At 70.4% G+C, this 11,669-nt stretch carries 11 protein-coding genes; 8 read left to right on the top strand and 3 right to left on the bottom strand.

What is annotated here, in order from left to right; genetic code table 11:
• The first annotated feature begins 184 nt into the window (after positions 1–184).
• Positions 185–586: a four-helix bundle copper-binding protein gene (locus SOM19_RS11075; RefSeq protein WP_320486570.1), complete on the top strand. Its 402-nt coding sequence runs from the start codon at positions 185–187 to the stop codon at positions 584–586.
• A 26-nt stretch (positions 587–612) separates the two neighbouring features.
• Here the strand turns inward: SOM19_RS11075 and SOM19_RS11070 are convergent, their stop codons facing one another.
• Positions 613–963 carry a hypothetical protein gene (locus tag SOM19_RS11070; protein WP_320486569.1) on the bottom strand — a complete coding sequence of 117 codons (351 nt, stop codon included), beginning with the start codon at positions 961–963 and terminating at the stop codon, positions 613–615.
• Positions 964–1,134: 171 nt separating this feature from the next.
• On the opposite strand from SOM19_RS11070, the gene SOM19_RS11065 reads away from it, so the two are divergent.
• The 3 genes from SOM19_RS11065 (at position 1,135) to SOM19_RS11055 (ending at position 2,993) form a co-directional block, all read left to right on the top strand.
• Complete coding sequence (locus SOM19_RS11065; protein ID WP_320486568.1) at positions 1,135–1,644, top strand: FHA domain-containing protein; 510 nt, start codon at positions 1,135–1,137, stop codon at positions 1,642–1,644.
• Complete coding sequence (gene ftsR / locus SOM19_RS11060; protein WP_320486567.1) at positions 1,644–2,336, top strand: transcriptional regulator FtsR; 693 nt, start codon at positions 1,644–1,646, stop codon at positions 2,334–2,336. Before SOM19_RS11065 ends, ftsR begins: the two co-directional genes overlap by 1 nt.
• A gap of 111 nt (positions 2,337–2,447) precedes the next feature.
• Positions 2,448–2,993, top strand: a complete 546-nt coding sequence (locus tag SOM19_RS11055) for a MerR family transcriptional regulator (RefSeq protein WP_320486566.1) — start codon at positions 2,448–2,450, stop codon at positions 2,991–2,993.
• 1 nt (position 2,994) lies between these two features.
• Here the strand turns inward: SOM19_RS11055 and SOM19_RS11050 are convergent, their stop codons facing one another.
• Positions 2,995–4,209 (bottom strand): trans-sulfuration enzyme family protein, encoded by a 1,215-nt coding sequence (locus SOM19_RS11050; protein ID WP_320486565.1) that lies wholly within the window; start codon positions 4,207–4,209, stop codon positions 2,995–2,997.
• 102 nt (positions 4,210–4,311) lie between these two features.
• Here SOM19_RS11050 and SOM19_RS11045 point away from each other — a divergent pair, with 102 nt between their 5' ends.
• Complete coding sequence (locus SOM19_RS11045; protein WP_320486564.1) at positions 4,312–4,803, top strand: Lrp/AsnC family transcriptional regulator; 492 nt, start codon at positions 4,312–4,314, stop codon at positions 4,801–4,803.
• On the opposite strand, the gene SOM19_RS11040 is transcribed toward SOM19_RS11045, so the two are convergent.
• Positions 4,800–5,609, bottom strand: a complete 810-nt coding sequence (locus tag SOM19_RS11040; RefSeq protein ID WP_214466769.1) for a ParA family protein — start codon at positions 5,607–5,609, stop codon at positions 4,800–4,802. The two genes, SOM19_RS11045 and SOM19_RS11040, sit on opposite strands and share 4 nt — an antisense overlap.
• A gap of 73 nt (positions 5,610–5,682) precedes the next feature.
• On the opposite strand from SOM19_RS11040, the gene SOM19_RS11035 reads away from it, so the two are divergent.
• The 3 genes from SOM19_RS11035 to SOM19_RS11025 are packed head-to-tail and all read left to right on the top strand — an operon-like array spanning position 5,683 to position 11,206.
• Positions 5,683–9,090, top strand: a complete 3,408-nt coding sequence (locus SOM19_RS11035) for a pyruvate carboxylase (protein WP_320486563.1) — start codon at positions 5,683–5,685, stop codon at positions 9,088–9,090.
• Positions 9,091–9,144: 54 nt separating this feature from the next.
• Entirely contained in the window at positions 9,145–10,707 is a 1,563-nt protein-coding gene (locus SOM19_RS11030) for a MinD/ParA family ATP-binding protein (RefSeq protein WP_320486562.1), read from the top strand.
• Positions 10,708–10,714: 7 nt separating this feature from the next.
• On the top strand, positions 10,715–11,206 hold the full coding sequence (locus tag SOM19_RS11025) for a peptide deformylase (RefSeq protein ID WP_320486561.1): 492 nt from the start codon (positions 10,715–10,717) through the stop codon (positions 11,204–11,206).
• Positions 11,207–11,669 lie beyond the last annotated feature (463 nt).

The raw sequence follows: 11,669 nt of genomic DNA, 5'->3' as shown, positions 1-11,669 counted from the left end.
ACCCCCGTCCCGTCCTTCGCAGGCGGGACGGGGGTCGCTCCGTCCGAGGTGGTTTGTGAATTCCTTGTGACATCCGCCGATCGTCGTCGGTGGAGCCTTCTCAGCGCTCTGCCCCGCGTCTACCATGGGCCGCAGGCGGGCGAACCTGCTCGCGGACGACGACGTACGGAAGCGAGGTGGGCAGATGGATTCCATGATGATGGACGCCATGTCCAAGGACATGATGGCGATGCCCGGGATGGGCAACATGGACATGTCGGTGCTGCAGGCGTGTATGGATGCCTGCTCGGCCTGCGAGCAGGCATGCACGGTGTGCTCCACCCAGATGATGTCGTGCGCACCGGCGTGCATGAACTGCGCGGACATGTGCAACACGATGATGCGCAGCATGATGCGCATGCAGGGCATGAACCCGGCATCGATGATGGCCATGCTCGACGCCTGCATCGCCATGTGCCAGCTCTGCATGGACGAGTGCATGGAGCACGCCGACCACAGCGAGGTCTGCAAGATGTGCGCTCAGTCCTGCAAGGCCTGCATGGAGGCGTGCATGGCCGTCAAGGACATGATGATGGCGACGGCCTGAGCCGCCGTCACCCCTGACTGAGCGGCTCAGCCGCGCAGGATGTTGAACCGCTCGCGTCCGACCGCGAGCACGTGGTAGCGCCCGTGCAGGGCGACCGGGGTGCCGGGAGTCAGCACGAGCGCGGCGCCGGCGCCGTTCCAGAGATCGATCGGCGCCCCGTCGGCGAGGCCGCGTACGACGATGGTGCCGGCATCCGGGTCGACGGAATCGACGATCGCGTCCGCCCAGTCGGACGGCGTCGCGGATGCGAGCCGGGACTGGATGAGATGCAGCGCGTGCCCGGGGGCGAACGAGGAGCAGGCATCGCCGTGGTCGCACATGCACGTCACACTCTCGCGCACCTCGAGGGGCGGGAAGTGGCGGTGCTGGCTCGACACGGTGGGACTCCTTCTCGTAGTTTCGATCTCCGAACACGTTAGGACGGACGATGCCGGAGGGCATCCGAGTCGACACGTGACGAAACAATGTGCCAGCTCGCGTCGCGGCCCAATCCGACCCTTTCGTCGGGCGGGTGATCGGATAGGCTGGCAAGTCAGAGGAGGAACACCGTGGAGGAACACCGCCGACCCGAACAGGGCGACATCCGCCGGGCTTCCGGTGGAGATGCCTACTCGGGCGACTCCGACCGCGGAACCGACACGACGCAGACGTTCGGGCATGACTCCGACCTGTCGTTCGTGCCCTTCGGGAGCGAACTCGCCGAGGCAGAGCTCGAGGCGATCGACGCGCTCCCCGCGGGAGCCGCGCTCCTTCTGGTCCGCTCGGGCCCGACGGCGGGCGCCCGCTATCTGCTCGACACCGACGTGACGACGGTGGGGCGGCATCCCGAAGCCGACATCTTCTTCGACGACGTCACGGTGTCGCGTCGTCACGCCGAGATCACCCGCACCGGCTCGTCGTTCGAGCTCGTCGACCAGCGCTCGCTCAACGGCACCTACGTCAACGGCGAACGCGTCGACCGCGCCACACTGCGCAACGGCTCCGAGGTGCGCGTCGGCAAGTTCCGGCTGAACTTCTTCGTCTCTCCCGCCGACCTGGCCCAGGCCGCGGACGGGTGATGCCCGCCGCATCCGCCCGCGAACGATCATCGTGCGCGGGTCTTCTGAGCATCGGGCAGGTCCTTGCCCGGCTCTCACCCGAGTTCCCTTCGCTGACGTCGAGCAAGCTCCGCTTCCTCGAGGTCCAGGGCATCGTCACGCCGCTGCGCACCGAGTCGGGCTACCGCAAGTTCTCCCCCACCGACCTCGAGCGACTGCGGCTGGCGCTCACCCTGCAGCGCGATCACTACCTTCCGCTCGTGGTCATCCGGGAGTACCTCGCCGACGTCGACGCGGGGCGTGAGCCCGCGACGCCGACCGCGGTGCCGCCGCCGTCGATCGTGCCGGCTCCGCGCCGCTACCGCCGCGACGAGCTGCTCGCCGCCTCGGGCGCCGCGCCGCAGCTGCTCAACGACGCGATCAGCACCGGCGTGCTGACGGGCTCCGACGCCTACACCGACAGCTCCGTCGCCCTGCTGCGCGCCCTGGTCGCGCTCGACCGGCACGGCATCGAGCCGCGTCACGTGCGCGCGCTGCGCCAGAACGCGGAGCGCGATGTGGCGCTGGTGGAACAGGCTCTCGCGCCGCTGCTGCGGCGGACGGATGCCTCGTCCCGCGGCCGGGCGGGCGAGCTCGCGCCCGAGCTCGCCAAGCGGCTCGACGACGTGCGGGCGATCTTCGTCCGGTCGGCGCTGGACCGACTGCTGTCCTGACGACCTGCCGCGGCCCGATCGTGCGACACGCCGGGCCCCAACACCCGATGTCGTTGCCGGACCGGGGTGGCTCATCTAGCGTGGAACTATCCGATCCGTAGGGGGGCGAGCATGACTGCTCGAGATGCGGCCGACAACGAGCCGTTCGTCGCCGAACTCCTCTTCACCGACGGACTTCCGGCCATGGACGACGAGGTCGGCTATCGCGGCGCCGTCGCCGCCCGCGCGGCCGGGATCACCTACCGCCAGCTCGACTACTGGGCCCGCACCGAGCTCGTCGAGCCGACCGTGCGCGGCGCCAGCGGCTCCGGCTCGCAGCGCCTGTACGGCTTCCGCGACATCCTCGTGCTGAAGCTGGTCAAGCGACTCCTCGACACCGGGATCTCACTGCAGCAGATCCGCACCGCCGTCGATCAGCTCCGGGCCTCCGGCATCCGCGACCTCGCCGGCACCACGCTCATGAGCGACGGCGCATCGGTCTATCTCTGCACCTCGAACGACGAGGTCATCGACCTCGTCAGCCGCGGCCAGGGCGTCTTCGGCATCGCGGTCGGCAAGGTGCTGCGCGAGGTCGAATCCGAGCTGGTCTCGTTCGACGCGCAGGCGCTCGAGGCGGTGGACGAACTGTCCGCCCGCCGCGCCGCACGCACCGCCTGACTCAGCTCGTCGAAGCCGCCATCGGCTGACGCGCGGGCGTCGTCGTCGCGAACGCGCGCTCGAGGTCCGCGATCAGATCGGCTGGATCCTCCAGCCCGATCGACAGTCGAACGAGCGCGTCCGACGGCTTGGCCTCGGACTGCACCGGACGGTGCGTGAGCGCGGCCGGGTGCTGGATGAGCGAGTCCACGCTGCCGAGCGACACCGCGTGGGTGAAGAGCTCCACTGCTGCGGTCAACTCGCTCGCCGCCTGGAACCCGCCGGCGAGCTCGATCGCGATCATGGCCCCCGGGCCGGACTGCTGGGTGCCGATCAGTCCGCGGGGGTCGCACTCGGGGAACTCGGGGAAGTGCACGCGGGCGACCTCCGGGCGGGTCGTGAGCCAGCGGGCGACGGTGCGCGCACCGTCCTGCTGAGCCCGCACGCGGATCGGCAGAGTCGGCAGCCCTCGGTGCAGCAGGTACGCCGCCAGCGGGTGCATGATCGCTCCGGTGATGGCTCGCGTGCGGCGCAGCGCGGCGGCCGTCTGCGCGTCGCACGCCACGACGCCACCGACGACATCGCCGTGCCCGCCGAGGTACTTCGTCGCACTGTGCAGCGAGAGCGCGGCGCCGAGGTCGAGCGGATGCTGCAGCACCGGCGTCGCGAAGGTGTTGTCGACGAGCACCGGCACGTCGCCGGCGGCCGCGATGACCGCGCGGATGTCGACGAGTTCGAGCGTGGGGTTGGCGGGGGACTCGAGGATGACCAGCGCGGTGTCGGGCCGCAGCGCGGCGGCCACGGCATCCGGAGTGCAGTACGTGGCCTCGACGCCCAGCAGGCCCGACGCGAGCAGGTGGTCGGTGCCGCCGTACAGCGGACGTACCGCGACGATGTGCCGCTTGCCCTGCTCGTGGGAGAGCGCCAGGAGCACGGCGGTCACGGCGGCCATGCCCGACGAGAAGGCGACGGACTCCTCGGCGTGCTCGAGCCGGGCGAGCGCCTCTTCGAACCGCGCGACAGTGGGGTTCCACAGCCGCGCGTAGACGTGCGAGCCGCCCTCGAACGGGTGGCCACCGGTGGCGAGGACCTCGTAGGACAGGCCCCCGACGTCGATGCCGGGGAGCGGGTTGGTCGACGAGAGGTCGAGGGGGAGAGCGTGCACTCCGAGCTCCGCGAGATCGTCGCGGCCGGCGTGCACGGCAAGGCTGTCGGGGTGCAGCGTCTTCGGTGCCATGGACAGATGTTCGGTGATATCGCAGACATTGGCAAGCTGAATGGAGCGCTGTGATCAAATCGCGTCGTATGATGCGTGGAATCCGCAAGAAGGGACCGCGCCATGACGATCGCGTCGAAGAATCCGCAACAGGCGTCGTTGGACGACGTGGACCGGGCGATCCTGGCCGCGCTCCTCGAGGACGGCCGCATGACCAACGCCGCCCTCGCGGCGCGCGTCGGCGTGGCGGAATCGACGTGCGCCTATCGCGTGCGGGCGCTCCGCGCCGCGGGAGTGATCGAGACCATCACGGCCCGACTCGACCTTGCCGCCATCGGCCGCCCGATCCAGGCCGTCGTCAAGGTGCACCTCTCCAGTCACAGTCGCGTGCACATCGACGAGCTGTTCGATCGGCTCGTCGAGATCCCCGGCGCGCTGTCGGTCGTGCACGTCGCGGGCGACAACGACTTCCACCTCCACGTGGCGGTGGCGAGCCCGGAGCGGCTGCGCGACCTCATCCTCGAGCACATCACGAGTCACCCGGCCGTGACGAAGACCGAGACGCAGCTGGTGTTCGAGGTGCGCGAGGGAGCGGGAGTGCTCGGACCGCTCTAGGCGCGGGCCTCGCCCGGCACCGGGATGCGGCCGGTGCGCATGACGCGGTCGAGCAGCGAGTCGAAGTCGGCCGCGAGCTCCTGTGCGGAGTCGCCGGGCCAGATGTGCAGCGGCTTCGCGGCGCCCTGCGCCTGCTGCAGCGAGGTGCGCTCGGGGAGCTGCGGCGCGAGCACGAGCGGGCCGAACATGTCGCGCAGCTCCTTGATGCGGAACTGGTGCTCGATGGACTGCGGGCGCACGCGGTTCACCACGATGCCGAGGGGCTGCAGGCGGGGAGAGAGGCCCCGGCGGATCTCCTCGATCGCGCGGAGCGCTCGGTCAGCCGCCGCGACCGAGAAAAGCCCGGGCTCGGTGATGACGATCACCCGGTCGCTCGCGGCCCACGCGGTGCGTGTGAGCGCGTTGAGCGACGGAGCGCAGTCGATGAGCACGAGGTCGTAGTCGGCCTCGATCGTCGCCAGCGCCTCCTCGAGCTTCCAGACGTCGCGCACGCTCGGGTGCGGACCGTCGAAGTTGATGGCGGACGGGCTGCCGATCATGACGTCGATCGTGCCGGGATGAACCTTCGCCCAGCCGCTGGAGGTGATGGCCTGACGGACCGTCTTCTCTTTCGGGTTGGCGAGGACATCGGCGACATTCAGGCGACCTGCGACCTGGATGTCCATGCCTGTCGACACGTCGGACTGCGGGTCTAGGTCGACGACGAGCGTGCGGACACCACGGGCGAAAGCCGCCGATGCGAGTCCGAGAGTCACGGTCGTCTTGCCGACACCACCCTTGAGCGAGCTGACGGATAGGACGTGCACAAGGCACCACGTTACCGTCCCCTAGGCTGAGAGCACACTCAGGCCCGCCCGCACCGCCGCCTTCGGAGGTCGAATGTTCCGCAAGATTCTCGTCGCGAACCGTGGTGAAATCGCCATCCGAGCGTTTCGCGCCGCCTACGAACTGGGCGCCCGAACGGTCGCGGTCTACCCGTACGAAGACCGCAACTCGCTCCACCGGCTGAAGGCCGACGAGGCGTATCTGATCGGGGAGCGCGGGCATCCGGTGCGGGCCTACCTCGATGTCGACGAGATCATCCGCGTGGCCCAGGAGGCCGGTGCCGACGCGATCTACCCCGGCTACGGCTTCCTCTCGGAGAACCCCGAGCTGGCCGAGAAGGCGGCCGCCCACGGCATCGCGTTCATCGGCCCGCCCGCACGCGTGCTCGAGATGGCGGGCAACAAGGTCACCGCGAAGCACCACGCGATCGACGCCGGCGTGCCCGTGCTGGCGTCGACCGAGGCATCCGACGACGTGGACGTTCTCGTGCCGCAGGCCGAGGGCATCGGGTTCCCGATCTTCGTCAAGGCCGTCGCCGGTGGCGGCGGCCGTGGCATGCGGCGTGTCGAGACGCCGGCCGAGCTCGCCCCGGCCCTCGCCGAGGCGATGCGCGAGGCCGGCAGTGCGTTCGGCGACGCCCGGGTGTTCCTCGAGCAGGCCGTGCAGCGACCCCGCCACGTCGAGGTGCAGATCCTGGCCGACTCGGCGGGGGAGACGGTGCATCTCTTCGAGCGCGACTGCTCGGTGCAGCGGCGTCACCAGAAGGTCATCGAGATCGCGCCCGCACCGAACCTCGATCCCGACGTCCGCGACGCGCTCCACGCCTACGCGGTCGCCTTCGCCCGCTCGATCGACTATGAGAACGCCGGCACGGTCGAATTCCTCCTCGAGACGGCGGGGCCCCGCACCGGCGAGGTGGTGTTCATCGAGATGAACCCGCGCATCCAGGTGGAGCACACCGTGACCGAGGAGGTCACCGACGTCGACCTCGTGCAGTCGCAGATGCGGATCGCCGCCGGGCAGACGCTCGACGACCTCGGCCTCACCCAGGACCGGATCCACCTCCGCGGCGCCGCGCTCCAGTGCCGCATCACCACCGAGGATCCGACCCAGGGGTTCCGCCCCGACACCGGGAAGATCACGACGTACCGCTCGCCCGGCGGCGCCGGCATCCGCCTCGACGGCGGCACGACCGCTGCCGGGTCGCAGGTCAGCCCGCACTTCGACTCGATGCTCGCCAAGCTCACCTGCCGCGGCCGCGACTTCGGTGCGGCCGTCGTGCGCGCCCGCCGCGCCCTCGCCGAGTTCCGCATCCGCGGCGTGTCGACGAACATCCCGTTCCTGCAGGCCGTGCTCGACGACCCGGACTTCGTCGCCGGCAACGTCAGCACCTCGTTCATCGACGAGCGCCCGGGGCTGCTCAAGGGCCGCGAGTCCAAGGACCGCGGTACCAAGATGCTCGCCTGGCTCACCGACACGACGGTCAACAAGCCGAACGGCGAGAACCCGCTCACCATCGACCCGCGCCTCAAGCTGCCCAAGGCCGACCTCCTGGCCGAGCCGGCCGCGGGCTCCCGTCAGCGGCTGCTCGAGCTCGGTCCCGCCGGGTTCGCCAAGGCCCTGCGCGAGCAGACCGCCCTCGCGGTGACCGAGACGACGTTCCGCGACGCCCATCAGTCGCTCCTCGCGACCCGCGTGCGCACCCGCGACCTCGTGACCGTCGCGCCGTACGTGGCGCGCCTGACGCCGCAGCTGCTCTCGGTCGAGGCCTGGGGCGGGGCGACGTACGACGTCGCGCTGCGCTTCCTCGGCGAGGACCCGTGGGAGCGCCTGGACCGCCTGCGCACCGCTCTGCCCAACGTCGCGATCCAGATGCTGCTGCGCGGCCGCAACACCGTCGGCTACACCCCGTATCCGACCCAGGTCACCGACGCCTTCGTGCGCGAGGCGGCGGTGAGCGGCATCGACATCTTCCGCATCTTCGACGCGCTCAACGACGTGTCGCAGATGCGTCCGGCCATCGACTCCGTGCTGAGCACCGGCACCGCGGTCGCCGAGGTCGCGGTCTGCTACACCGGCGATCTGCTGAACCCGGCCGAGGAGCTCTACACGCTCGACTACTACCTGCGGCTCGCCGAGCAGATCGTCGACGCGGGCGCCCACGTGCTGGCGATCAAGGACATGGCGGGACTCCTGCGGCCGGCCGCGGCATCCCGTCTCGTCTCCGCCCTGCGCGACCGCTTCGACCTGCCGGTCCACGTGCACACGCACGACACCGCCGGCGGTCAGCTCGCGACCCTGCTCGCCGCGAGCGAGGCCGGGGCGGATGCCGTCGACGCGGCCGCCGCGCCGATGTCGGGCACGACCAGCCAGCCGTCGCTGTCGGCCCTCGTGGCGGCGCTGTCGCACACCGAGCGCGACACCGGCATCGACCTGGGCGCCGTGAGCGACCTCGAGCCGTACTGGGAGGCCGTGCGCCACCTGTACGCGCCGTTCGAGTCGGGCCTCCCGGGCCCCACCGGCCGGGTGTACCACCACGAGATCCCGGGCGGACAGCTCTCGAACCTGCGCCAGCAGGCGATCGCCCTCGGGCTCTCCGAGGACTTCGAGCTGATCGAGGACATGTACGCCGCCGCCGACCGGATCCTCGGCCGCGTGCCGAAGGTCACGCCGTCGTCCAAGGTGGTGGGCGACCTCGCCCTGCATCTCGCCGCCGTCAAGGCCGACCCCGCCGACTTCGCGGAGAACCCGCAGAACTACGACATCCCCGACTCGGTCGTGGGCTTCATGGCGGGCGAGCTCGGCGACCTGCCCGGTGGCTGGCCCGAGCCCTTCCGCACCAAGGTGCTGCAGGGTCGTCAGATCAACATCGAGGTCACGCCGCTCACCGAGGCGGAGTCCGCCGCGCTGGAGGGGGATGCCGCATCCCGCCGCGAGATGCTGAACAAGCTCCTCTTCCCCGGCCCGACGCGGACGTTCCAGGAGGTCCGCGAAGCCTTCGGCGACCTGAGCGTGCTCAACACCGCCGACTACCTGTACGGCCTTGCGCCCGGCACCGAGCACGTCGTCGAGATCGAGCGCGGGGTGCAGCTCTTCGTCGGGCTCGAGGCCATCGGCGCCGCGGACGACAAGGGCATCCGCACCGTGATGACCACCCTCAACGGCCAGCTGCGGCCGGTGTTCGTGCGCGACCGCAGCATCGAGGTGGAGTCGCGTCAGGCCGAGAAGGCCGACACGACGAAGTCCGGGCAGGTGGCCGCGCCGTTCTCCGGCGTCGTGACGCTCAAGACAGCGGTCGGCGACACCGTGGCGGCCGGCGAGCCGGTCGCCTCCATCGAGGCGATGAAGATGGAAGCGGCCATCACCGCACCCGTCGACGGGGTCATCGAGCGCCTCGCGATCGGGGAGACGCAGCAGGTGGATGCCGGCGATCTTTTGGTCGTCATCCGCCCCTCGCAGTAGCCTGGAAGGTGGCACCCGCCCGAAATCCCTCTCTCTGTGTTGGAGAACGCCGCAGTGACGCCTGATCGCCCCGACCACACGCCCGAAGAATCCGAGAACGGCGTGCTGTCCGAGACCGGCAGCCTCGACACCTCGGGACTCGGCATCCTCGGCGGCTCGACCGCCCAGGTGAGCGTGGAGCTGCCGTCCGAGCCCGAGGACGATCTCGGCGACGACGACGTCATCGGCGACGAGATGCCGTTCATCGTGGAGATCCCCGCCGAGACCGCCGAAGCCGAGATCGTCGAGAGCGCGGCCGGGCACGAGGACTGGACCTTCGAGGAAGGCGTGGAGACGACCGCCTTCGTCGAAGACATCGCCGACGCCGAACTGGTGGCCGAGACCGACGAGTTCGCTGCGGCCACGTTCGACGCGCTCGGCTCCGCGACCGTGGAGGCCGACGACGTGGCCTTCTTCGATGAACCGGATGCCGCGGCATCCGTCACCACTCCCTCTGCGTTCGACAACCTGATGTCGGGCAACGTCGCCTCGGCGCCGGCCGCGGCGGCCACCGTCGCCGCACAGCCCGGCCCGCCACCGGCGGCCGAGCGGCCTCAGGCCGTCGAGCGCTCGTTTCCACGGACGGATGTGACCATGACCTCCAAGAGACTGGGCGAGTTCGAAGCCGACCGCGAGACCGCGGACCTTCTCACCGCCGACCGGCTGCTCGACCCCCACCAGGTCGTGCGCTCCGAGCCCGAGGGCGTGTGGCAGCACCTCGTGTACTCGATCTCGGGCCGCCGCATCAACCTCGGCGACGGCAAGCGCGCCCGAGCCCGCAAGGACCTCGACCGCCGCATCTCGGCGCCGCTCAACGGCGGTGCGCGGTTCGTCCCTGTGCTCTCGCGCAAGGGCGGCGTCGGTAAGACGACCGTGACGACGCTGCTCGGCATGGCGCTCGCAGACGCGCGCGACGACCGCGTGATCGCCGTCGACGCGAACCCGGATCGCGGCACTCTCGCGGAGCGGATCGCCCGCACGAGCGGCAAGACCGTGCGCGATCTCGTGCGGATCCGCCGCGACGTGGTCGGGTTCAACGACCTGTCGAGCATCGTCGCCCGCGACGAGACGCGCCTCGACGTCGTCGCGTCCGACACCGATCCGCGCGTGTCCGAGGCCTTCAGCGATGTCGACTACCGCGACGTCGCCACCCTCGCCGCGCACTACTACTCGATCGTGCTCACCGACACGGGCACCGGCATCGTGCACTCCGTCATGGGAGCCACGCTCGAACTCGCCGACCAGATCGTCATCGTGGCCGGGCTCAGCGTGGACGAGGCGCGGCTGGCGTCCGAGACGCTCACGTGGCTCGAGACGAACGGGTACTCCGACAAGGTGCGCGGTGCCGTCGTGGTGCTGAACAACGCCCGGCCCGGCAACCCGCTGGTGCAGCTCGACGAGCTCGAGGCGCACTTCCGCACGCGCGTGCGCGCCGTCGTGCGGATGCCGTACGACCCGCACATCGCGGCCGGCAGTGCGATCGTGTTCCGCGACCTGCATCCCGCCACACGCCTCGCGGCGCGCGACCTGGCGGCCACGGTCGTCGAAGGCCTGCGCTCCCTCGCCACCGCGGCCTAGGCATCCGGTGGCAGTCCGTCCCATCCGGGTCTTCGGCGACCCGGTTCTGAAGTCCGTCAGTGCGCCCGTCGAGACGATCGACGAGGGCACGCGAGCGCTCGTCCGGGACCTCCTCGACACTGTCGAGCTGCCCGGGCGCGCCGGGGTCGCCGCACCGCAGATCGGCGTCGGGCTGCGCGCGTTCAGCTACAACATCGACGGCGACATCGGGTATGTGCTCAATCCGGTGCTCGTGGAGGTGTCGGGCGAGCCCGAGGCGATCGGCGAGGGATGCCTCTCCGTGCCCGGCCTCTGGCACGACACGGTGCGGCACCCGCACGCCAAGGTCGTCGGCATCGACCTCGACGGCAACGAGGTCGTGCTCGAGGGGGACGGGCTGCTCGCGCAGGCGCTGCAGCACGAGACCGACCACCTCGACGGCACGCTGTACCTCGACCGGCTGACGCCGGAGGAGCGCCGGATCGCGATGCGCGAGATCCGCGAGTCCGACTGGTTCTGAGCAGCGGCGAAGGCTCGTCGCCCGCTGAGGTGCGATGGGGTCGGGGTCGTGCCCGGGCGATGCGGCGCGGTGGCGCGAAGCAGTACGGTGCGGGATTCCCATCGCCGAACTCTTGCGAGTCGCCAAGACACGCCGTGCGGCGGCGCCATGTGTCGGCGTGTCATGGCGAGTAGCCGCTCGGCGGGTGCTGCGCCCGGTTGGGCCGGCCACGAGAGACTCCCAGTCGCCAAGACACGCCGTACGGCGGCGCCATGTGTCGGCGTGTCATGGCGACTCACCTGTCGGCAAGTAGCTGCGCCCGGCTGGGCTGGCGTCGAGAGACTCCCAGTCGCCAAGACACGCCGTACGGCGGTGGCATGTGTCGGCGTGTTTTGGCGACTCGCGTCGGACGGGACGGGGCGGGACGGCACGGGACGGGACGGGACGGGACGGCACGGGACGGGACGGGGGAGCGAAGAAGCCC

Origin of the sequence: Microbacterium sp. CFBP9034 (assembly GCF_034045255.1) — a bacterium.
In the GTDB taxonomy this organism is placed as follows: Bacteria; Actinomycetota; Actinomycetes; order Actinomycetales; family Microbacteriaceae; genus Microbacterium.
The sequence above is the reverse complement of the archived record's forward strand: the minus strand, read 5'-3'. Positions and strand labels throughout refer to the sequence as shown.

What these genes read in the sequence shown, in the direction of transcription:
- SOM19_RS11055 (WP_320486566.1), top strand. Translation starts at nt 2,448, where the DNA reads ATGACTGCTCGAGATGCGGCCGACAACGAGCCGTTCGTCGCCGAACTC.
- SOM19_RS11035 (WP_320486563.1), top strand. Translation starts at nt 5,683, where the DNA reads ATGTTCCGCAAGATTCTCGTCGCGAACCGTGGTGAAATCGCCATCCGA.
- ftsR (WP_320486567.1), top strand. Translation starts at nt 1,644, where the DNA reads ATGCCCGCCGCATCCGCCCGCGAACGATCATCGTGCGCGGGTCTTCTG.
- SOM19_RS11050 (WP_320486565.1), bottom strand. Translation starts at nt 4,209, where the DNA reads ATGGCACCGAAGACGCTGCACCCCGACAGCCTTGCCGTGCACGCCGGC.
- SOM19_RS11045 (WP_320486564.1), top strand. Translation starts at nt 4,312, where the DNA reads ATGACGATCGCGTCGAAGAATCCGCAACAGGCGTCGTTGGACGACGTG.
- SOM19_RS11075 (WP_320486570.1), top strand. Translation starts at nt 185, where the DNA reads ATGGATTCCATGATGATGGACGCCATGTCCAAGGACATGATGGCGATG.